Source organism: Parabacteroides sp. PFB2-10, assembly GCF_029893085.1.
GTDB lineage: Bacteria > Bacteroidota > Bacteroidia > Bacteroidales > Tannerellaceae > QVMG01.
Genome location: NZ_JARXWI010000002.1, coordinates 146,422 through 170,039 on the forward strand (window position 1 = coordinate 146,422; position 23,618 = coordinate 170,039).

At 45.7% G+C, this 23,618-nt stretch carries 18 protein-coding genes; 12 read left to right on the forward strand and 6 right to left on the reverse strand.

Annotated features, from left to right (window positions below):
- Nucleotides 1–8 precede the first annotated feature (8 nt).
- Nucleotides 9–1,265, forward strand: a complete 1,257-nt coding sequence (locus M2137_RS02450; protein ID WP_280764875.1) for an ABC transporter permease — start codon at nt 9–11, stop codon at nt 1,263–1,265.
- Nucleotide 1,266: 1 nt separating this feature from the next.
- On the opposite strand, the gene M2137_RS02455 is transcribed toward M2137_RS02450, so the two are convergent.
- From M2137_RS02455 to M2137_RS02465, 3 genes are all read right to left on the reverse strand, one after another.
- Nucleotides 1,267–1,848: a Crp/Fnr family transcriptional regulator gene (locus M2137_RS02455; RefSeq protein ID WP_280764876.1), complete on the reverse strand. Its 582-nt coding sequence runs from the start codon at nt 1,846–1,848 to the stop codon at nt 1,267–1,269.
- Nucleotides 1,820–3,196 (reverse strand): MATE family efflux transporter, encoded by a 1,377-nt coding sequence (locus M2137_RS02460; RefSeq protein WP_280764877.1) that lies wholly within the window; start codon nt 3,194–3,196, stop codon nt 1,820–1,822. The genes M2137_RS02455 and M2137_RS02460 overlap by 29 nt, the downstream gene beginning before the upstream one ends.
- A gap of 431 nt (nt 3,197–3,627) precedes the next feature.
- Nucleotides 3,628–4,203 (reverse strand): superoxide dismutase, encoded by a 576-nt coding sequence (locus tag M2137_RS02465; RefSeq protein WP_280764878.1) that lies wholly within the window; start codon nt 4,201–4,203, stop codon nt 3,628–3,630.
- Between the two features lie 199 nt (nt 4,204–4,402).
- On the opposite strand from M2137_RS02465, the gene nfo reads away from it, so the two are divergent.
- The 10 genes from nfo to M2137_RS02515 all read left to right on the forward strand — a co-directional run bounded on the left by nfo (nt 4,403) and on the right by M2137_RS02515 (nt 18,246).
- Nucleotides 4,403–5,239, forward strand: coding sequence for a deoxyribonuclease IV (nfo, locus tag M2137_RS02470; RefSeq protein WP_280764879.1), 837 nt, complete (start codon nt 4,403–4,405; stop codon nt 5,237–5,239).
- A gap of 253 nt (nt 5,240–5,492) precedes the next feature.
- Nucleotides 5,493–7,148, forward strand: coding sequence for a C69 family dipeptidase (locus M2137_RS02475; protein WP_280764880.1), 1,656 nt, complete (start codon nt 5,493–5,495; stop codon nt 7,146–7,148).
- Between the two features lie 30 nt (nt 7,149–7,178).
- Nucleotides 7,179–7,673, forward strand: a complete 495-nt coding sequence (locus M2137_RS02480) for a porin family protein (protein ID WP_280764881.1) — start codon at nt 7,179–7,181, stop codon at nt 7,671–7,673.
- A gap of 205 nt (nt 7,674–7,878) precedes the next feature.
- Nucleotides 7,879–8,913 carry a Fic family protein gene (locus tag M2137_RS02485; RefSeq protein ID WP_280764882.1) on the forward strand — a complete coding sequence of 345 codons (1,035 nt, stop codon included), beginning with the start codon at nt 7,879–7,881 and terminating at the stop codon, nt 8,911–8,913.
- 207 nt (nt 8,914–9,120) lie between these two features.
- On the forward strand, nt 9,121–11,466 hold the full coding sequence (locus M2137_RS02490) for an ABC transporter permease (protein ID WP_280764883.1): 2,346 nt from the start codon (nt 9,121–9,123) through the stop codon (nt 11,464–11,466).
- 23 nt (nt 11,467–11,489) lie between these two features.
- Nucleotides 11,490–13,865 (forward strand): ABC transporter permease, encoded by a 2,376-nt coding sequence (locus M2137_RS02495; protein ID WP_280764884.1) that lies wholly within the window; start codon nt 11,490–11,492, stop codon nt 13,863–13,865.
- Nucleotides 13,866–14,056: 191 nt separating this feature from the next.
- Nucleotides 14,057–14,410: a hypothetical protein gene (locus tag M2137_RS02500; protein ID WP_280764885.1), complete on the forward strand. Its 354-nt coding sequence runs from the start codon at nt 14,057–14,059 to the stop codon at nt 14,408–14,410.
- A 33-nt stretch (nt 14,411–14,443) separates the two neighbouring features.
- Nucleotides 14,444–16,975 (forward strand): ATP-binding protein, encoded by a 2,532-nt coding sequence (locus tag M2137_RS02505; RefSeq protein ID WP_280764886.1) that lies wholly within the window; start codon nt 14,444–14,446, stop codon nt 16,973–16,975.
- 6 nt (nt 16,976–16,981) lie between these two features.
- Entirely contained in the window at nt 16,982–17,557 is a 576-nt protein-coding gene (locus M2137_RS02510; RefSeq protein WP_280764887.1) for a sigma-70 family RNA polymerase sigma factor, read from the forward strand.
- Nucleotides 17,558–17,559: 2 nt separating this feature from the next.
- Nucleotides 17,560–18,246 carry a hypothetical protein gene (locus tag M2137_RS02515; protein WP_280764888.1) on the forward strand — a complete coding sequence of 229 codons (687 nt, stop codon included), beginning with the start codon at nt 17,560–17,562 and terminating at the stop codon, nt 18,244–18,246.
- 11 nt (nt 18,247–18,257) lie between these two features.
- On the opposite strand, the gene M2137_RS02520 is transcribed toward M2137_RS02515, so the two are convergent.
- Complete coding sequence (locus M2137_RS02520; RefSeq protein ID WP_280764889.1) at nt 18,258–19,304, reverse strand: mechanosensitive ion channel family protein; 1,047 nt, start codon at nt 19,302–19,304, stop codon at nt 18,258–18,260.
- A gap of 277 nt (nt 19,305–19,581) precedes the next feature.
- On the opposite strand from M2137_RS02520, the gene M2137_RS02525 reads away from it, so the two are divergent.
- Entirely contained in the window at nt 19,582–21,180 is a 1,599-nt protein-coding gene (locus tag M2137_RS02525) for an ABC-F family ATP-binding cassette domain-containing protein (protein WP_280764890.1), read from the forward strand.
- Between the two features lie 52 nt (nt 21,181–21,232).
- On the opposite strand, the gene M2137_RS02530 is transcribed toward M2137_RS02525, so the two are convergent.
- Together M2137_RS02530 and M2137_RS02535 are read right to left on the reverse strand one after the other, a co-directional pair.
- Nucleotides 21,233–22,960, reverse strand: coding sequence for a tetratricopeptide repeat-containing serine protease family protein (locus M2137_RS02530; protein WP_280764891.1), 1,728 nt, complete (start codon nt 22,958–22,960; stop codon nt 21,233–21,235).
- 11 nt (nt 22,961–22,971) lie between these two features.
- Entirely contained in the window at nt 22,972–23,490 is a 519-nt protein-coding gene (locus tag M2137_RS02535; RefSeq protein ID WP_280764892.1) for an FHA domain-containing protein, read from the reverse strand.
- Nucleotides 23,491–23,618 lie beyond the last annotated feature (128 nt).

Here is a 23,618-nt window from a genome sequence, read left to right on the forward strand (position 1 = left end):
AAAAAGAGATGAAACAAGAACACCGCTTAGCTAATAAGATCAAACAGGGAATCCAGGATACCTTTTATATCTGGATAGAAGAACTGAAACATGTCTTCCGTGACTCGGGAGTCATGATCTTTTTCTTTCTGGTTCCGCTGGCCTATCCTGTTCTTTATGCGTTGATATATAATCCGGAAGTCGTGCGCGAGGCCAAATTGGTCGTGGTCGATCAGAGTGATACCTACCTGAGTCGCGAGTTTATCCGCCGTGTCAATGCGACGGCCGATGTGGAAGTAGTCGGCGTAATGGCGGATATGGAGGAGGCAAAGCGTATGTTGGATGAGAAGAAAGCCTACGGGATACTTGCTTTCCCGCCCGAATTCAGCCAAGAAATGCATGCCGGCCGACAGGCACGGGTGTCTCTCTATAGCGATATGAGTTCGCTGCTTTTCTATAAGTCCTTTTTGCTTTCGGCTACAGAGGTGTCGCTGGATCTGGGCAGAGAGTGGACTGCGCACAATCATCCCCAGTCGACCGACGAACTGCAACGGATCACGGTCGATCCTATCCCCTACGAAGCGATCACGATGTTCAATACCCAAAGCGGCTTCGCCAGTTTCTTAGTGCCTGCCATTCTGGTATTGGTTATTCAGCAAACCCTGATTCTGGGTATTTGTATGCTGGGAGGAACAGCCCGTGAGAAGAACCGTTTCCGCAGTCTGGTGCCTTTGAACAGGCATTATGAAGGGACATTGCGTATTGTATTTGGGAAAGCGTTGACTTATATTGTGCTTTATGGCATTGTTAGTGTGTGGATCTTTGCCATTGTTCCGCGCCTGTTCGGCTTGCCTCAGGTGGGACATCCCTGGACGGTATTACTGTTCCTGTTGCCTTATCTGTTTGCCTGCATATTCCTGTCGATGACGCTGTCGGGCTTTATGGTATCGCGTGAATCGCCGATGCTGATATTTGTATTCACTTCAGTCATTCTGCTTTTCCTCTCGGGTGTTTCCTGGCCGAAAGAGATGATTCCTCCTTTCTGGCAAGCTGTCGGTTATATCTTCCCGTCGACTCCGGCCATACAGGGCTTTGTTCGGATCAATACTGCCGGGGCTACCCTCTCGGAAGTGACGCATGAATATCAGGTGCTCTGGCTGCAAACAGGGATTTATTTCCTTACGGCATGTATTATTTATCGTTACCAGATTATCCGCTCAAGGGTTATAAGCCATCGATTGCACAAACACGTGAAGAACCGGACGAAAGCAGTGAGCTTGGGATAAATCAATCCTCTTTCTCTTTTCCCTTTTCGGCGCGGATCCGGCTGAGCGACTGAGGCGTAATGCCCAAGAAGCTGGCCAGCTCTTTTAATGGAATGGCCTGGAGCAGTTCGGGCGATTTGTTGATTAATGCTTCATATCGCCTGGAAGCCAATGGCTGAATCAATTCAATCAACCATTGATCGGTCGTGAGCAATAGGTGTTCGAACAGTTTTCGCACCCATATCGAGAGCGCCTGGGAGGAGAGAGCAAGCTCTTCGATTTCCTCTTTGTGGAAGTGCAGTGCTTCGCAATCGGAAGAGGTGGCAATGTAGATCTGCGACCGCAGTCCTTTGGTGAATCCCCAGGAAGAATAGACCGCTTCGCCGGGAGCGGCATACCAGATGGTCGATTCGCGATTCCCCTCCCGGATATAGCCTCGCACAATACCGCTCTTTAACAGATAAAGCGAACGATTCACCTCTCCTTTGCGGATAAGAATCGTTCGCTTGGGTATAAAGACCTCTTTGCCTACTTCAAACAACCGGTTCAGATCGTCTTCAGGAAGCGGATAAATATCATGTATTGACTTTATAAACGTTTGCACTTGGTTGTCCTTTACGGACGAAAAGGCCTGACAATATGATGCAGGTGGTAATGCCTTCAGCTACGGCAACCGCCAGCCAGATACCTTTTACATCCAGCCACAAAGGTAATGCAAAAAAGCATGCGACAGGCAAAACAATACCCCGCAGCAGCGTGTAAAAGGTAGCCTTTCCTGTTTTCTCTACGCTCATCAGATAACCGACCGCGACGACATTAATGCCAAAGAAAAGGTAACCGGTCGCAAAGAAAGGAATGCCATCGACGGCAATTTGCCAGGCGAGGTTGGTATGGTCGCTGATAAAGAGCGAAACAATCGGTTCGCGGAACAGGGTGAAGACAAAATCGAAAAAAAGAGCCAATCCAACCGTTGTCCAGATAGCCAGTTTCAACGCCTGTCGCGAACGCTCGTAGGCTTCGCAACCATAGTTATAGCTGATGATAGGTTGTGCCGACTGGATCACCGCATTGAATACCATAAAGATAATAGGGAAGAAGTAGCAGACGATACTGAATGCCGCCACACCGTTTGTGCCCAGATAGCGCACAAAAACATAGTTGCCGGCAAGCATCATCACGGCTATGGCCGCTTCGCCGAGAAAGGCAGAGAATCCCAAACGAACAATGTATCCGCTGTTGCGAACAGTCAGCAGCAGGCTTTTGCGACTGAGTTTCAGTTTTCCCAGTTTGATGCGCGGTGAATAACGCAACAGGAAGATCACCATCATTGCTACCCCGACCACTTCGCCAATACCGGTAGCCACAGCTGCTCCTGTCAGTCCCCATTTGAATACGAATATAAAGAGGTAGTCGAGCACGATATTGATGACCGTAGAGGTGGTCATGCACCACATCGCCACATTGGGTCCGTCGATACGCACAAAAAAGGTCAATACCGACAATAAAGTCTGAAACACAGCAAAGGCCGCATAAGCGATCAGGTATTCCCGCGCCAGCAGGATCAGATCATCTGGCGCACCCAATAGGCGTGCCGTTTGTGCCGGAAACGCGATCACAAGAAGAGATACCGACAACATCACCAATAGGGAGACCAGCGTAGCCTGTGTCGCGTTGATATTAGCCACCTTTTCTTTATTGCGCGACAGGTTGATCGAAGCCACAATCGCCCCTCCCATACCAAACATCAGGCCTACACCCGCTGCAAACACAAACAGCGGCGCCGCGATATTAACCGCCGCCAGGGCATCGCTTCCGATACCTCTTCCGACAAATATTCCGTCGGTAATAATGAAAAGTGCAGAGAATACCATCCCCAGAACAGTAGGTACCAGTTGTTTGCGAAACAATGTCCCCACCTTCATACTCCCAAAATCAATACTGTCTCTTTGCATACTTCCAAATTTTCTATTTTTTCAGGATGCAAAGGTACGGACAATACCGGGAAGGAAAATTACCATTTGGTAACTTCGGAGGAGGCGATCTCCGATTGTTTTACGCTTTACTTAACTCATTTAACTAATATATGTTCATGTGAACAAATGTTAATATGTCTATTTTCGGAGAAACCTCCAATTTACGATTTGAAACTTCGGCAGGACTTTGCGCGTAAAAAGGCGGGAGTATTTTGGCAAACTCCCGGGAGAAACACTTTTTAACGTATGAGATTGTAAGTAAAATGGTCGTTTTACTTACAATCGATATTTTAACATTTCGGAGATTGAGGTGAACCTTTCCGATTACGCATTGGGCAAATAAATAAAAAAAAGGGCTGAACGTTTCCGCTCAGCCCAACAAAACTTAACATTAACTTACATAGAATCACTTAGTATCTTTCTTCTACCTTCTTCCAGTCGACAATCTTCCAGAGATCTTTCAGGTGATCGACACGGCGATTCTGGAAATCCAGATAATAAGCGTGTTCCCAAACGTCGAAACCTAATAAAGGTTTGAGGTCCTTCGTTACCGGGTTACCTGCGTTTGCTTCTTTTACGATTGACAGTTTGCCGTCTTTATCCGCAGCCAACCATACCCAACCCGAACCGAACTGAGCAACACCTTCTGCTTCGAACTTCTTCTGGAATTCTTCAAACGAACCCCATTCTTTCTGAATAGCATCGGCTAATCTTCCGGAAGGTTTGCCACCGCCCTGGGGCGAAAATTGGGTGAAATATAACTCATGATTCAATACTTGTCCTGCGTTGTTGAAGATGGCTCCGTCGGAACCTTTCACAATCTCTACCAACGATGCGTTTTCAAACTTGGTTCCCGGGATAAGTTCATTCAGCTTAGTCACATAAGCGTTCAGATGCTTCCCGTGATGGAACTCTATTGTTTCTTTACTGATAACAGGAGCCAATGCATCGGCTTCATACGGTAATTGAATTAATTCAAATTTCATAACTTCTTGATTTTTATTTATTATTTCACTTGTTGTTGACAACGTTAATAACACACTCAAACATATACTTATCATAGCCAGATTGATTTTAATTAAATTTGTTCCTTTGTAAGTAGAACAGAATAGGAATTCAAATTGTTTAATGCTAAAAGAAGTTCTTATTTTTAGACCTTCAAATTCAAGTAAAAAAAATTGAGAAATGAAGTATATCGGTGCACATGTCAGTGCTTCAGGGGGCGTAGAGAATGCTCCGGTGAATGCACACGAGATCGGGGCGAAGGCTTTTGCCCTGTTTACGCGTAATCAACGGCAATGGAAATCATTTCCTTTGAGTAAGAAGAGTATAAAGCTGTTCCGGGAACGTTGTGAGCAATATGGCTTTCAGGCCAAACATATCCTGCCGCACGACAGCTACCTGATCAATCTTGGGCATCCCGAGCAGGAGGGATTGCAGAAGTCACGTGAGGCCTTTTTGGATGAGATGCAACGGTGTGAACAGTTGGGGCTCGACCGTCTGAACTTTCATCCGGGTAGCCATCTCAAGCAGATAAGTGAGGAGGCGTGCCTGACGCGGATAGCCGAGTCAGTCAACTGGGCATTGGATCAGACCGAAGGCGTGGCCGCCGTGATCGAAAATACGGCGGGACAGGGATCGAACCTCGGGTACACATTCGAGCACTTGGCCTATATTATCGACAAAGTAGAAGACAAAAGCCGGATTGGTGTGTGTATTGATACAGCTCACACCCTGGCCGCCGGCTACGAGATCAGGACGAAGGAGGCGTTTGAAGATACGTTCCGGAAGCTGGATGAAGTGGTAGGATTTAAGTACCTGATGGGTATACACCTGAATGATTCCAAGAAGGAGTTTAATACGCATGTCGATCGGCATGACAGTATTGGGAAAGGGGTGATGGGGAACGACTTCTTTACATTTATTATGCGTGACGAACGCTTTGATGATCTGCCGATTATACTTGAAACGCCGGATGAGTCTTTGTGGAAAGAGGAGATAGCTTATCTCTATAGTATATAAAAAAATGAAGGGACGGCTTTCACAAGTCACCCCCTCTACATTTAACCAAAACCTTAACTATGAAAGTACAAATATAAAGACAAATCCTGAGATCTACAATAGTTTACCTCTTCTTTAGATTTTTTTACAAAAAACTTTTTGAGCGGCGATTTGTTTTTACTTTTATCTCAAACGCTTCATCGGTTTAGCATTATTAGGTTATCTTTGTGGGGCAGGAGTATTTATGCTTTTATTTGCTTAAACGTTATATATTATGAAAAAGAAATGGACAACATGTGGGATTACGCTGTTAATCCTTTTATTCGCAAGTGTGAAAACAGAAGCGTGTACCGGACTATTGGTCGGCAAAAAGGCTTCGGTAGACGGATCGGTGATGATCAGCTATTCAGCCGACTCGCACTCCCTGTATGGAGAACTTTATCGCTGGCCGGCAGCCGTATGGCCTAAAGGCAGTATGCTGAAAGTGACTGAGTGGGATACGGGTAAGCCGTTGGGAGAGATCCCTCAGGTGGAACAGACCTATTCGGTGATTGGAAATATGAATGAATACCAGGTGGCCATTACGGAGAGCACCTGGGGTGGAAGAGGAGAACTGGTGGATCCTACCGGCCTGATCGACTACGGTAGCCTGATCTATATTGCTCTGCAACGTTCCAAGACGGCACGCGAAGCCATCGAGGTGATGACCGGTCTGGTGCGTGACTATGGCTATTGCAGCAGCGGAGAAAGCTTCTCAATTGCCGATAAGAACGAAGCCTGGGTGATGGAACTGATCGGGAAAGGCCCGGGAAAGAAAGGTGCCGTATGGGTGGCTATCCGCATTCCGGACGATTGCATCTCGGCCCATGCCAATCAGGCACGTATTCAACAAATTCCTTTCGACGATAAAGAAAACTGTCTCTACGCACCGGATGTGGTATCTCTGGCGCGTGAGAAGGGATATTTTAAAGGAAATGATAAGGATTTCAGCTTTGCGAAAGCCTATAATCCGTATGATTTCAGCGGATTGCGTGGTTGTGAGGCACGCGTATGGTCTTTCTTCCGCAAATACGATAAAACGATGGATAAGTACGCGGACTTTGTGAAAGGCGATCCGACAAAAGAGCCGATGCCTCTTTATATCAAGCCCGACCGTAAGCTTTCCGTACGCGATGTGCAGGATGGCATGCGCGATCATTACGAAGGAACAGACCTGGATATGACAAAGGATGCCGGAGCCGGTCCTTATAAGGTGCCTTACCGTTGGCGTCCGATGAACTTCACCGTAGATGGCGAAACATACGTGAACGAACGCGCTATTGCTACACAGCAGACAGGCTTTGTGATTGTTCCCCAGATGCGCAACTGGTTGCCCGATGCGATCGGTGGCATCCTGTGGTTTGGGGTAGACGATGCGGATATGGCGGTATTCGCTCCGCTCTATTGCGGCATCCTGGATTCGCCGGAGTGCTACCGTGTGGGCAACGGCGATATGATGAACTTCTCCTGGACTTCCGCTTTCTGGATCCACAACTGGGTGGCTAATATGGCGTATCATAAGTATAGTTTTATGATTGAAGATATCCGTAAGGTGCAGCGCGAACTGGAAGATAATTTCGAAACCGCCCTTCCGGCCATCGATCAGGCAGCGAAGGAACTGTATGCGAAAGATCCGATGCAAGCCCGGTTGTTCCTGACCTGGTTTAGCACAACTACGGCCGACAATGCCACCGAGCGTTGGAAGAAACTGGGCGAATACTTAGTGGTGAAATACATCGACGGCAATGTAAAGAAAGAAAAAGACGGTAAATTCCTTGATAATGGCCATGGTCTTTCGGCTTATCCCGATTTCCCGGGCTACGATGAAGAGTATTATCGCAGCATCGTGCGTTCGGCAGGCGACCGTTTGAAGGTGAAAGAGATTAAATAACATATTATTATTTACTAAAAAGGTTTAGGTATGAAAAAATGGATGGTATTGGTTTTTATGTTAGTTAGCGCAAGTGTTTTTGCCCAGACCGAGAAAGGGCAATCGTCGGTAGGCGCGAATGTAGGGTATGGGTTCGATAGCGAACATGTTTCCTTAGGTATTGATTATCGTTATTCCATCACGGACGAAGTGCGCATCGCGCCTTCCATTACTCACTTTGTGAAGAATAACAATCTGAGCGCGTGGAATTTTGATGTGAATGCTCATTACCTGGTGCAGCTAAGCGATATGTTTGGCTTTTATCCTTTGGCAGGACTTTCCTTATCTCTTTGGAAGGCTGATCTCGGGAGGTTTGAAGAATTCTTTCAAGGCAATGGAAATGAAAATCGTTTTGGCGTGAATGTTGGTCTGGGTGCCGAGGTCTATGCCACGCAAAACATCACGGTAGGCCTTGAAGTGAAGTATCATATCATAAAAGACTTCGACCAGGCTTTGATTGCCGTGCGCGCGGCATACGTATTCTAAGAATAGGTAAACCTTTCATATAAGAGGCGCGGATAGTTGTATCCGCGCTTTTTTTGTCTAATACTTTTACAGGGGTGTCCATTTTAAAAGGACTGAGGATAGTCTTATTGGCTCAAATCTTATCTAAAATAGCCAAATATCGGCTCACGAAGAACCGATATTTGGCTATAAATACATATATTTGAGCCGATAAACATAACTGACAATGACTCTTGAGGTAGAAATATTGCAATATTTACATTTTCATCCATTGTCATCCAGAACGGAATTGATGGATGGGATTCAGGCAACAGCGAGTGCGGCAACAATAAAACGCCTGTTAGCAAGCGCAGTGGCAAAAGGGGATGTTGAAGTAGTGGGGCGGGGACCATCTACCCGCTATAAACTATCGCCACAAGCTCATGTTACTATGCCTCTTGATTTAGATACTTATTTCCTGAAAGAAGTGGATGAGCGTCAAATCCAATCCGAATTTAATTTTGATTTAATCGGTGATATCCTCCCTGCTGTACGTCTGTTTACGTCGGAAGAAGAAAAACTTTTAATGTCTTTACAGAAGAAATTTGAACACAATATTTCTGATATGACTCCCATAGAGTACCGCAAAGAAATGGAACGATTGGGTGTTGATTTGAGCTGGAAATCTTCTCAGATTGAAGGCAATACCTACTCCCTATTAGAAACTGAGCGCTTGCTTAAGGAGAAGCAAACGGCCAGTGGGAAAACAAAAGAAGAAGCTATCATGCTGCTTAATCACAAAGAGGCATTTGACTTTATTTTGGATCACCCGGATTATTTAATGCATTTATCTGTTCAAAAAATAGAGGATATACATAGTCTTCTCATTAAGGAATTGGGAGTTGAACGAAATATACGTCGTCGCCGTGTTGGTATCACAGGGACTAATTATCGTCCGTTAGACAATGAATTTCAAATACGTGAGTCACTTCTTGCCACTTGTAATTTAATAAATAATAAAGAAAGCGTTTTTGAAAAAGCTCTTTTGACGTTGCTATTACTCTCCTATATACAAGCATTTGCAGATGGGAATAAGCGTACTGCCCGTATTACCAGCAATGCTATTTTAGTGGCTAATAGCTATTGTCCGATATCTTTCCGTTCGGTGGATTCGGTAGATTATAAAAAAGCAATGCTTCTTTTTTATGAGCAAAATAATATTTCCGCTTTCAAGAAGATATTTATGGATCAGTTTGAATTTGCGGTGAACACCTATTTCTAATCATTTCTATTACTACTTTGATCGCTGTGCGTGCGGCATATAACTATCCGCGCTTTTTTTGTCTAATACTTTTACAGGGGTGTCCATTTTTTTGACAGGGTGAAGGTATGGTTGTTTTGTTTATATAGCTATTAATCAATGATATATTGTTTTGGCACAGGCTTTGCAAATGATAGAGTAAACAGAAATAAGTAAAACATTTATATAATGAGAACCATCATTCGCAATTTCCTCAGTGTGATCCGCCGTTTCAAAATGGCGACATTGCTTAATGTGTTAGGCCTGTCAGTTGCTTTTACGGCCGTCATCATCATCATCATGCAGGTTTTATGGGATCTGAGATTTGATACCCATGACCCGAATACCGATAATATCTACCGGGTAGAAGCTCTTTTCAATGGACGTCAGATAGCTATCGTACCTCGCCCGTTGATAGAGGAGCTGAAGACTTTTTCGCCATACATCGAAGCCTCTGCCATCAGTATGGGGATGGAGGCTGTATCTGATTGGCCCTTTACCGTAGAAACTGCAGGGACAAGAAATACATTCAAGAGCCATATAAAGGGTGTCACATTCGATTATATGCGTGTCTTTCAGTTTGATATGATAGAAGGAAGTATTGATAAACTCCACGAACCCGATTATGTACTGATCCCACAAAGCCTGGCCAATATAGTGTTTGGAGAGGAACCGGCTATCGACAAGCAACTGATCAATGAAGGATACAAATGGATTGTCGGAGGCGTATACAAAGACTTTCCGACCAATAGCAGCGTGCGCAACGTGATTCTCCGGAAATTACATGATAAGGAAAACCTGGAAAGCTGGGGCAACCTGAATTATGCCGGTTATGTACGTGTGACGCCCGGTGCCTCTCTCGAACAGATCTTGGAGGAATATTGGACGGAAAAGACGAAAGAGACCGATGGAGAGATGGGAGGCATGCCCGTTACCTATAAAGTAGTCCCTTTGAGGGATATACATTTTAATACCTATACCGAATATGATGAGGTGGCGGATAAGACAAGCTTTTCAACCGTGGCCATACTCCTGGGGATTGCTTTTGTGATTCTTTTGATCGCGGTGATCAATTTCACCAATTACAGTATTGCCCTGACCCCCTTACGTATCAAGAGTATTAATACCCAGAAGGTGCTTGGGGCGGCAGACGACCGATTGCGGATCTCGTTAGTGGCTGAGGCAGTGCTAACCTGCCTGTTTGCCTGGGGGATAGCTCTTTTCATAACACATCAGCTGGCGTCGACCTCCGTCGCACAGCTAATAAATACGGATATGGCACTCGCTCAGCATCCGGATATCATTCTGGGGATGGGGGGAATCGCCCTGTTGGTGGGACTTATTGCAGGTATCTATCCCGCCTTTTATATGACCTCTTTCGCACCGGCATTAGTATTGAAGGGCTCTTTTGGTCTTTCTCCTAAAGGACGTCAGTTGCGCAACGGGCTGGTAGGTGTTCAGTTTGTTGCTTCGTTTGCCCTGATCGTTGTCGCTTTGTTTATGTATTTACAGATTCATTTCATGAAAAATAGCTCATTAGGCTATGATAAAGATCAGGTGATTGTAGCAAATTTAAGCAACGATGTGCGCAATTCTTTGCCGACTTTCACCAATATTCTCAAAGAATCTCCCGCGGTTGAGAGTGTTAGTTACGCAGGCACCCTCCTGTCGGGAACCGATATCCATAACACTTGGTTGCGCGAAAATGAAGGAAAGAAATTCATGTTTCAAGCCATTGCCGTGAATACGGATTTCTTGGAGACAATGAATATTCCCTTACTCGATGGGCGCGATTTCCTGCCAGCCGATAAGAAGTCGGAGGACTTTGTGTATCTCTTCAATGAGAGAGCTCGGAAAGAGCTTGAATTGTCGTTGGGCGATAATGTAAGCGACGGGGAGGTGATCGGTTTTATTCCCGACCTGCATGTGGCCACTTTACGCAAAGAGGTTGAACCGATGGCTTTCTACCTGATAAACGACCATAACCTCTGGCAAAATGAATGGGCTTACATCAAGATAAAAGCAGGCTCGGATCTGTTTAAAGAGATGAAGCTGATAGAGGAGGCTTTGGAGAAGATGTCGCCCGATTATCTTTTTAATGTGACCTTCTACGATGATCTGATAAACTTTGCCTACATGAAAGAGCAGCATATGACCTCACTGATCACCTGGTTCAGCCTGATCGCTGTCTTAATATCTATGGTGGGTGTATTTGGTTTGGTGGTGTTCGAGAGCGAATACAAACGTAAAGAGATCGGCGTACGCAAGGTATTGGGCTCGACCACCGGGCAGATCCTCACTATGTTCAACACGCGTTATGTTAAGATCCTGGTGATTTGCTTTGTTATTGCCGCACCGATTGCCTGGTATGCTGTGGCCCGCTGGCTGGAAAGTTTTGCCTACCGCACGCCTATGTATCTGTGGGTATTCTTACTTGCTTTCCTCTTGATCACCGCCATTACCATTGCTACGGTTACTTTCCAGAGCTGGCGGGTGGCTTCGTCCAATCCGGTGGACTCGCTGAAGAGGGAATGAAAATCAATTATTAATTAAAGAAAATGAAAAGTATTATACAAAACTTCTTTGTCGTCCTGCGGCGTTTCCGGATTGCTACTTTGTTGAATCTCTTAGGGCTTTCGGTTGCTTTCGCCGCGTTTATAATGATTCTGATACAGGTGAATTATGAACAAAGCTTCGATACCTGTCATCCGGAGTCTGATCGTGTTTTTCTGGTCAATATCAAGCATGATACGGCAGAGTCGGCGTATGAGAACAACGTACAGACACGAGGTTTTGTCGACGAATTCATCGCTTCATCGCCTGCGATAGAGGCGGCTACTCTGTATAACCCGTTTATATCCGACATCTATATCGCGGTGGGGGAAGGGGAGAGCCGGAAAGGTTTTCAGGAAAAGCTGGTAACCTGTTATCCGGACATCATCCGGGTGTTTGGCTTTGTCTTTACGGAAGGAAGCGGTGAAAGCCTCCACGATCCGGAGAAAGTGATTATTCCGGAATCGATGGCCCGTCGTTTTTATGGAGATGCCCCGGCTGTTGGGCAAATGATTCATGTGAATGAACATGTCTGGACCAAAGCATTGAAGAACTATACCGTAGGCGGCGTCTATAAAGATTTCCCAGGAAACACCCAACTCGATAATGTGATCTACGGGACGATCGACAACACGATGAAAGGCGATTGGATGTCGGGCAATTTTCTTTGTTATGTTCTCTTAAGCGATAAAAACGCGGCAGGTCCCTTTGTGGAAGAGTTTAATAAATCGTTTGATTTCTCTCCCGTTTGGAATCCGAATGGAAACAAATTGAGCCTTGCGTTGACTCCGCTTACAGATATTCATTACATGTCGGAAGATAGTAGTTTGTTTAAGTTGAACAATAAGAATACGGTGCGATTATTGTTTACGATAGCCCTGTTAATCATCATTATCGCGGCAATCAACTTCACGAATTTCAGCATTGCCCTGGCGCCTTTGCGTATCAAAAGCGTGAATACCAAAAAGGTATTCGGTAGTTCGAGTGCGGAACAACAACGCCTGCTGTTGACAGAGGCTATCGGCATCACCCTCTTTTCCTGGCTATTGTCGCTGATTATCGTTTGGCTGTTGAACAAGAATCACTGGGTTCGTTTCCTCGATGCCGACCTGAGCCTGTCGCAGAATCTGCCATTGGTTGTGCTTTCTGCCGGTATAGCTCTGTTGATCGGCTTTGTGGCGGGTTATTATCCGGCTCGTTATATGACCTCTTTCCAACCGGCAGTCGCCCTGAAGGGCAACTTCGGCACCTCGCCCTCGGGGCGTCTATTACGGAAAGGACTGGTGGGTTTTCAATATATCATTTCTATCGGACTGATTATCGCCGCGCTTTTCATTCAGTTGCAGAATTACTATATGCGCTCGTATGATTATGGTTTTGACAGAGACCACCTGGCGGTTGTGGAACTGAACGGCGCTTTTTATACCAACAACAGGGATACCTACGTGAACCGGCTGAAGCAACATCCCGGCATTGAAGATGTGGCTTTCTCTAAACAGAAGTTAGGTGCGCGGGATGGGTATACCACCTATGGCTTGGAATATGACGACCAGTCTTTCTATGGATATGCCTTGGAGGTGTCTGCCTCCTTTCCTCGCGTGATGGGGATCCCGATAGTCGAAGGACGTGATTTCCTCCCGACGGATGAACAGGCCGGCGAGCTCCGGTTTATATTCAGTCAGCCGATTCAACAAGCGGTAGGCATGCATCCGGGAAGTATTCTGAAAATGGGTACATGGGGCGCTTCCGGTTCGACCGTCGGTATAACCGGGGATATCAAATTCACCTCTTTGCGGCAGGGCGAAGATCCGATCTACTTTATGCTCAATACCGGTGTGCCGCTTCCGGTTTCGTATATCCGGATACATGCCGGTGCGAATATGCATGAAACGATCGATCATATCCGGCAGGTCGTTGCCGAAATAGACCCGACCTTCCCGTTTGAACTGGAGTTCTATGATACGATATTCAACCAACTCTACCAGGCGGAGCTCTCGATGACCAATGCCGTTACCCTTTTCAGCATCTTGGCCATCCTGATCTCTGTTGTCGGGGTGTTCGGCTTGATCCTCTTTGAGACAGAGTTTCGCAAAAAAGAGATCGGCATCCGTAAAGTAATGGGTGCGCGGATCCGGGATATCCTCCTTATGTTCAATAAGGTATATCTGTATATTGTTTGTATCAGCTTTGTCGTGGCCGCGCCCATCGGCTACTATTTCGTACGGAAGTGGCTGGAGAACTTCTCCTATAAAACACCTCTTTATTGGTGGGTGTTCCCGATGGCATTCCTTTTAGTAGCACTCATCACCATCTGTACGATCACTTTTCAGAACCTCCAATCGGCTCATGCCAATCCGGTCGACAGTATTAAGAGCGAATAGGACCCTTTTTCTGTTTCTGACATTTCCTGAAATAGGTTTACAGTTTATCTTTATTTTTCATACCTTGTTTGGCTATTATTTAAATCAAAGTTATAGATTTGTATAATTATTTTATGGATTCAGGCTGTTATGCGAACAAAATGAGAAATGATGTGTTCCGTAAACGACTAAATACTAAAAATAGAACAGAGATGAGCAAGGTATATAATTATTTATCCTCTTTACCGGACGAGCAGAAAAAACGCTTTGTTCCGATATTTGGAACCATCGAGCGTTTTTACACAGTCGTTTATCTGATTGTCCGTAACGAGCATGCTACCGAGCAGGACAAGCCGGAATATTTTGAAGAGCGCCTGCAGGTGATCCGTGAGGTAAAGCATAGGATTGAAAAACTATTGAACAGCTATGGGTTAGACGGAGAAGAGATTGTTGCCGATATTGGGAGCGATTATTTTGAAGATTTTGTCAATTATAAAGAATTAGAAATGGACTTGACGAATGATGAGTTTATCAACATGATTCAACGTGTGTCTAAGCTGACCTAAAAGTCCGGTTTCAAACCTTAAAGAATTCTACACATGAAAAAAATATCAGGAAACATTGGTGGGAAAGTAATTATCGGTTATATCGTGTTAATGGTCATAGCCTTGGCTTCTTTGGCCTATATGTACCGGATGGTGGAAGGGGTGACCGAGGGCGAAGAGATGAACGATGTTCCCCGTCAGAAACTTTATCTGGTGTCGAACACCCAGACCCTTTTGTATGAGAGTGAAGCCATGGGGCAATTGCTCAATATGCAAGAGGAAGATTATACCTATTTCAACGAGACCCTGGATAAAGCCCGTGAGAATATTGAAGCATTGCGGCATTTGGCGCCAACCGATGAGTTTCGTCAAAAGTTGGATACCATTGATATGCTGATTGAGCGTAAGCGCAAAAACACGGAGGCTTTACTCGAGATATGGCAGGAAGCCGGACAGGATCTTTACGCGAAAAACATTGAAAGTGAGCTCTCAAGGGAGCGCGCCATGGTGGAAGAGAAAGGGGTGAAGGAGCAGATCATCACTCAAAAAGATACCTCGGTGGTTATTACACCCAAAAAACGTTCTTTTTTTCAGCGGCTGGCGGAAGTGTTTGTGCCAACATCCCAGGATACCAGTATTGTGGTTTCAGCCAATGAGCATTTATTGAAAGACAGCCTGTTGAATACCTATAACCCGAATGAGGAGGTGGCTAAAACGCTTCGGGATATTCAGAGTAACGTATTAAGCGAGCGGCAGCGTATTCAGCAATTGTTGGTTGAACGCTCTTCGGCTATTCGTTATGATAGTAGTTTGATCAATGTCCGCATCAATCAGATATTGCGGGACATGGAAGAGGAGGAGATGAATGCTTCATTGGATCGCATGCAGGGACGCCAGGAGATGCTGCGTCAGATGTCTTATCTGATCACTTTCATTGCCGTCGTCTCTTTGATTGTGGTGATATTCTTTTTGATTTTTATCGGACGCGATCTTTTAAAGAGCCGCTATTACCGGAAGCGGTTGGAACATGTGAATAAGAGCCGCGAGCAATTGATCCTGACCATCAGCCATGACGTGCGCGCTCCGCTTTCGTCGATTATCGGCTATGCCGAATTACTTCAGCGTTCCAAACTAACCCCTCAACAACATACCTATCTACAGAATATGGGCGTTTCTTCCAGGCATATCCTGGCTCTTGTCAATGATCTGCTTGATTACGAACGTCTGGAAACCGGACAGATCGAAATGCATCAGATACCCATTCAGGTGCCTCCTTTCTTTGAGGACATTTATGCCAGCTTCGAACCCGCTGCCGCGGCAAAAGGGCTGGGTCTCTCTTTGCAAATGAAAGGCGAGTCGTATAAAGTATATATGGGGGATTCTGTCAGAATCAGACAAATAGTCGGCAATCTGATCAATAATGCTTTGAAGTTCACCCAGAAAGGATCTGTTACCATTTTGGTGGATTGCAGCGGCCTGGCGTTAGAGAGAAAGACGGAGGAACCGGTTAAAGGGAAGAAGGAATTACAGCCCTCGCAACTAATTATCACTGTTCGTGACACGGGATCGGGCATTCCCACGGAGGAAAAGCAACGAATATTCAAAGAGTTCTCACGCGTGCCGGGCACAGAGAAAATAGAAGGCTTTGGTTTGGGGCTCTCCATCACCTCCCGTTTGGTTGTGCTACTGGGCGGCACCATCACAGTAGAGAGCGAACCGGGAACAGGATCCGATTTTATTGTTTCCCTGCCTCTGGAGTTGGCCGAGAACCAAACTATCCCTTCTCAAACGGAAACGGATCAGCCAGTGGAAGAAAAAGAATGGAACTCCGAAGAGCGACCGACCTGTCTGGTGGTGGACGATGATCTGTTGCAAATTGCGTTGATCGAAGAGGTGTTGAAGCAATGCCATGTTCAGGTGATATCTTCTACGGATCCGTCGAATGTGGAAGAGATCTTACGGAAAAGCAAGGTGGATCTGATCTTGTCTGACGTGCAGATGCCCGGCATGAACGGGATAGAGATGATCCGACAATTGCGCCAATCGGATATACCTCATGCAGCGGACATACCGGTTATTGTTATTTCCGGTTCGGTCGATCTGGAAGGAAAGGAATTCATAAACGCAGGGTTTACCGATGCGTTGGGCAAGCCTTTCACCATCGATCAGCTTATAGGAAAGATTAATAAATATATACCGTGCTGCAAAAATAAACAGCGGCCGCTCGCAGGCGAAGGTGGAACGGAGGCCAAACCGGTAGGAGTGGTTGATTTTTCCGCCTTGACGGAATTTGCTTCCGGCGATGAAGAGGCCTCTTCTGTGATTATTCAGACCTTTTTTGAGGAGACCCGTCGGAGTTTGCAGATATTCCGCGATGCGTTGGTGGATACCGACCGGGAAACAGTGGCTAAAATGGCGCATCGGATGATCCCGCTCTTTTCCATGTTGCAGGCAGAGACGATCGTACAGCAGTTGCGTATTCTGCAATTGAACACGCCGGAAATGACCGACTCGGGTTGGAAGCGATTGATGCAGGATGTGATAGAGCAGGTGGGATCGATCGTGGATGCGGATGAAAAGGCGTAAGGGGGGATGACTTTGTTATTTAAAAGAAACAATGCCAAACTGACAGACGAGCAACTCTTGGCGGCATATAAGCGCACCGGGAATTCAGATTATTTCGGTACATTATACAACCGCTATACGCCTCTTTTGTATGGGGTTTGCCTCAAATACCTGAATAATGCGGAGCGGGCGGAGGATGCCGTGATGGAACTATTCGAACAGCTGCTTCCTAAAGTCAACCAGTATGAGATAGCTGTTTTCCGTACCTGGCTGCATACAGTGGTGAAAAATCATTGCCTGCAAATACTACGCAAAGAAAGTCGCGCGATTATAGCTGATATTGACATCGACCGTATGGAATCCGACGAAATAATGTATCTATTAGATGAAGAGGAAGCGGATAGCGAACGCCTGGAGATAATGAAGCATTGTCTGGAGAAATTGCCGGAAGAGCAAAAGCAGAGCATTACGCTTTTCTTTATGGACGATATGTCGTATGCCGATATTGTCGATTCGACCGGCTACACATTGAGTCGCGTCAAAAGCTATATTCAAAACGGAAAACGGAATTTGAAAATTTGTATGGAGAGACAACGGACATGAGAATGAGGCGATACATACAAGGCGACCGAAAGGGACGAGAGGCTAATCGCATCGAACGTCAGGCCATGCGTGATCCCTTTCTGGCGGAAGCGCTCGAAGGATATGAGAAGATGAAGGGCGATCCCTCTCCTCATATCGATATCCTGCGCCGCCGGATACGACGGAAGAATCAGCGACGGCTTGATGTCTTTAAGTATGGAGGGATGGCGGCGAGCTTTTTGTTTATTATCGCCTTCAGCGTCTATTTTGGTCTGCAGAAGAAAGAGTCTCCCGAAATGCTTGCCGATCAGATGGAAAACAGTACCGAAGAGGTCAGTATACCGGCTGCTACCCGTTCGTTGGCATTGAGTAAAGCGATAATAGATGATAACGAAGAGATAGCCGATCAGGCCAAAGAAATGACGATCAGTCAAGAGGCCAGGGTCGTGACACCGTCGCCTGTTGACGGCTGGGAGGCTTATAAGAAGTATATAGAAAAGGCATTGATCCGCCCGTCCGACGAAACAGGCAAGGAGATAAAAGGCGAGGTAACCCTCTCTTTTTTCATCAATGAGCAGGGAAAACCCTATCGTATCACCGTAAAAAAACCTCTATCTCCCGCTGCCGATAAAGAGGCCTACCGCCTGATAGAGGAGGGCCCTTTATGGACAACTGGAAATGAAGAGGTCTTGTATACGATTGTATTCTGATTTATATTTCGTTATCCCTCTTTCTGAAGATAAAGCGTCTGGGAAGGAAAGGCAAAGTTCAGCCCGGCCGCGTTGAATGCTTTCAGGATCTCCATATTCATGTCCGACGTGACTTTCCGGATGTTTCCTTTCTTTTCGATAAAATAGATAAAGGAGATCTCCAAGGCGGAGTCGCCATAATTGCTGAAATTAGCAATTATATTATCCGCCTTTTTGGAAGCAAACTCTACCTTCTTCGGTATGCCTCTTAATATATCCAGAGCTTCCTGCATCTTTTCCGGAGTCGTATCGTAGGTCAATCCGAGTTTCATCACTACCCGGCGCATCGGCTCGGAGGAGATATTGATAATAGAAGCGTCCGTGATCTTAAAGTTCGGAAGGGTAACGATACGCTTGTCGTAGTCCATCAGTTTGGTGCTTCTCACGCCTACGTCGATAATCGTTCCTTCAAAGCTGTCTACACGGATGGTATCGCCGATGCTAAACGGTTTGTCGGTAAATATAGTAAAGGCACCGAATATATTCTTGACCGTATCCTGAGCCGCCAAAGCAAAAGCAATACCACCAATACCGAGAGTCCCTAACAAAGCACTGATATTGATCCCGACATTGCTCAATGCTGTTACGATACCAATCACCCAGACCACAGTCAACAGGGCTCTTTTCACTACCGGCATCATCTTTTTGGCATGTCCGTCCGAACGATCTCCCCAATAGTTATCCAATAAGCCCGACGACAAGCGGGTAAATATCCAGGTGACATTCAGGACGATCAGGATCCGGTAGGCATCATCGATGGCTTTGACGAACTTTTCCGGTGTCTCCAACTGGTGAATAGCGATCCAGATACCAAGCAGCATGATGCCAAACAGAATAGGCGACTCCAAAGCATAATAGATGATATCATCGAATCTATTCTTCGTTTTCGTAGTAAAAGGCTTTAATACCTTTTTGCTGAATAGCGAAACTAACTTGGTAATGATAAGAGTAGAAACCAAAATGATAAGGAAAATACCCCATTCTTCCAGCGTATTTCCCCAAATAACTTTTTCAAACATACTTTTCTTTATTTATTGATTTAACTTTCTATTAGTAAAACTATCGATCCCCTTCAATTGTTTAATTCCCTGTTTGTTCTTTCATTTTCAAATATTTTACCTACTTTTGCAGCAGTATTCATTTAAAACTACTCCAATGAGAATGTCTAAATAAGTTGTCGGTTCACAGAAACCGGCTTGCATATCTGCCAATAGAGAGATAAGAATCGGTTTATTATTCATTACCGCGCGAGGGCAAATTTACTACACCTGCCTGACGCCGACAAATATTTAGAACATGAGTATCCAAATTCAACAAGTTGCATACGTGCATACAGACAATAGTGCGCTATTTTCTGATATCAATCTTACCATCAATAAAGGAGAAAAAGTATCGCTGATCGGACAGAACGGATCGGGGAAGTCGACCCTGTTGCGTATGATCGCAGGAGATCTGTTGCCTACTTCCGGCGAAATCATTGTGTCAACCGCGCCTTATTATATCCCCCAGCATTTTGGACAATACGATCATCAGACGGTTGCCGAGGCGTTGCGTATCCACGAAAAACTGCATGCTTTGCACGCTATTGAAAATGGAGATGCCTCTGAAAATAATTTTGCTTTGCTCGACGACGATTGGGGCATCGAGGAGCGCAGTCTGGCAGCGCTGGCTCATTGGGGTTTGTCCCATATCTCCCTCGCACAATCCTTTGAAACCCTGAGCGGAGGCGAAAAGACAAAAGCCTTTTTGGCGGGACTGCAGATCCATACGCCGGAGATTATCCTGTTTGATGAACCGACCAATCACCTGGATGCTGCCAGCCGTGAACAGTTCTACCGGTATATACAATCGGTAAATGCCACCCTGTTGATTGTCAGCCACGACCGCGCCTTGCTCAACCTACTTCCGCTTACCTACGAATTAGGACATACGGGCATCACGACGTATGGCGGGAATTATGATTTCTATAAAGAACAAAAGCAATTGCAACTGGAGGCTCTGCAGGAATCACTGGATGAGAAGGAAAAAGAGTTGCGCCTGGCCAAGAAAACAGCCCGGGAGGCGCTGGAACGGAAGCAGAAACACGAAGTGAGAGGCAAGAAGCAAAAGATAAAAGCAGGCGTTGGCAAAATGGCATTGGATACACTTCAGGATCGGGCTGAGAAGAGCGCGTCCAAATTGAAAGATACCCATGTGGAGAAAACCCGGCAACTGACGGAAAACATTGATGAGTTGCGCAAAATCCTGCCGGACAAACGCACCATGAAGGTCGATCTGAATGCTTCCCATCTGCATACGGGAAAGATATTAGTCAAAGCGCAGCAGGTGAATTTTGCCTACGAAGGAGCCGATCCGCTCTTTCCTGCTCCTCTTGATTTTATTGTTAAGAGCGGCGAACGTTTGATGTTGCGTGGTAACAACGGATCCGGTAAGACGACCTTACTGAAATTGATCGTAGGCCGGTTGCAACCGCAGGAAGGAACCATCGAACGGGCAGACTTTGATTATATCTATATTGACCAGGAATATGCAATTATCCGGAACGAACTGACGGTGTATGAGCAAGCGGAAGAGTACAACGACCGTCATCTGCCGGAGCATGAGATTAAAATGCTTCTCTCGCGTTATCTCTTCTCACAAGCGAGTTGGAACAAGCCTTGCGCAGCATTAAGCGGGGGAGAGAAAATGCGCCTGGCCATCTGCTGTTTGATGATTGGCAACCAGACGCCCGATATGATTCTCTTAGATGAACCGACAAACAACTTAGACATCGCCAGCATAGAGATCCTGACCTCTGTTATCCGTGACTACCAAGGCACCATCATCGCCGTCTCACACGATGCCCGCTTTCTGGAGGAAAGCGGAATTAATGGAAAATTGAAAATGGAAAATTGAAAATTATATTCTTTCAATCCTTCATTTTCAACTTTCAATTATCAATTATCAATTACTTACAGTGTTCCCGTATCAACCGGTCTACAACCGGATCGCCCAGCTCTTTTGCTTTGGCGAAGGCTTCGCAGGCTTCCGCTTTCTTGTTTAAGCGAACGAGGCAAACCCCTTTCAAGCGGTAACAGGAATTGAATTCGGGAGCCAATGCCAAGGCTTTTTCAAGGGTTGTAAGCGCTTCGGTATAGTTTTCCTGACGCATATAGATTGAAGCCATTTCGGCTATGTAATTCGGATTGTCGGGAGCCATTTGCTGGGCTTTTTGGATATCTTCCATAGCACCGGCATAATCAGCGCTGCGGAATTTAGACTGTTCCCGCAGATAATAGAAGTTATCACCTACGTTGCCACCGGTCAAATCATAATAGAGGTCGTAATCCTTTACAGCCTCCTCGTGTTGGGAAAGGCTTATTTTCATATCTATGCGCTCCAGAATGTAAGTCAGGGTCTCTTCGGAAGGAACCTTTAGACTCTTTTCTATTGCTTTATCGAGCAACGCGATAAGCTCGCTGATGTTTGTGCCGGCTATTTGTTCCAACGATTTGGCAGCCATATAGTAGGAGAGGGAGCTGGCTAATTCGCTTTCATTTACTTTGGTGTAGCTATCGTAAGCCATATCATAGATGCCCAGCGTGAAGTACATATCGCCTTCCAATTGCCGGTAGGAGGGTTGGTCGTCCAGTTCGATCGCATCCTTCAGTGTGTTCATAGCACCGGCGATTGTCCATTCCTTCTGAGTCAATGTCGTATCGGCAGCAGCCATTTCAAACACGACGCGTGCTTTGTTGAATAATACATTTGCTTTATTGTCTGTCTGACGTGAAGCGGTTTCCCAGTCGGCTATGGCTTTATCTAAGTAGGCTTGTGCGATTTCGCCCTTTTCCTGGCTAAACAGTGTGCGGTTGTGCGCATAGTGCGAAGCCCGGTTCAGGTAGCCTTCAGGTGCGGTAGGGAAAGCTGTAATAAAGTCGTTGATAAGTTCCAGGTATTCCGATGCGGTTTTGCCTGTACTCATGATCATTAGCATCACCTCAGCCTGCTCGATATCTTCCGGCCAGGCTTTGCGGATACCGATGCTGCTATAGGTACGGCTGAGTGCATCGAGGGAGGTCACCCGCAGGCTGTTTGCATAACCGGCCGACACTCCGTAAGAGATGTTTGTATCTCCGGCCGTATCGTCCTGCATCAGGGCAAATACCTCTCCGTCTTCTGTCAACAGCGGCAGGTTGACCGATTCAAACGGGATAGAGGTTTTATAATAGGCATACGGATCCTTTAATTTATTTACTTCCGTAATATTTCCTTCTTTGAAACTCCCTTTCTTTTCTCTTGTATAGGGAACAACATATATTTTTGTTTCATTCGCTAATGGCTCGGTAGCGATGGAGAGATAGGGAACCTTCTTCGCTGTTTCAACCTGAAAACGGATCACCTCATACATATCGTCGGCACCCAGAATCGCTGTTACCGGATAGATCTTGCCATCGGTGTCTGTTACCTCTGCACGTTCAGCTCCGCGAAAAAGCTTATAACCCGACAAGGCTTCGCCCGTTTCGCTGACAAAAAAAGCGGTACCGGTTTGCAAACGTTGATTATCTTTCCCATAAGTGGATACGGTCAATAGCGCTTTGCGCTGTTTTTCTAACCATTTAGGCGCTTTCCCTTGGGCTGTGGCCAGCAGAGTAACACAGGCGGCCAGCATCAATAATGAAATTTTTCTTATCATAGGTTTCTTCTTTATTTGGCATGTAGAATAAAAGTGGTTGCTCCAATGGTAACGATCGCTTCATCTTCGATCACTACCTGTTCTTTCTTCCCCACCAATACGTTTCTGACAAAAGTGCCCGTAAGGCTGGGGAAATCACGCAATGTGTAGATATAATGCCCGTTTCCATCGGGTTTTACATGGATCACACAATGTTTTCTTCCCATACTCGGATCGCTGGTGATAATAGCGACATGCACTCCGTCGGTGTCTTTGTTGCGGCGACCGATCACATTGTCTCCCTCTACCAAGGGGAGATCTTGCTTATAGCCAAAGTTGTTCTCGATCACAGTGATATATCCACAGGAGAAATCGGCTTCGTTCACCTCTTTTTCTTCACCTGTTTCTGTTTTTACTATCTTTTTCCCCAGACGTATCTTGAATTGATGCGTACACTGCGGGCAAACAAAAACAAGCACTTTCCCTTTCGGGTACTTCGTTTCATCGAATGTCAACTGATTATCACATTTCGGACAGAATATGCGCTTCATTCCTCTTTCCTTTTCAATATTATACGCTGTTTGTGTACAAATGTACATGAAATTTTTTAAAAGTAAGTATTACTGATTTACAGCCTACTACTTTTCCTTGTATGATTGGATTGTGAACAAATGTCAAA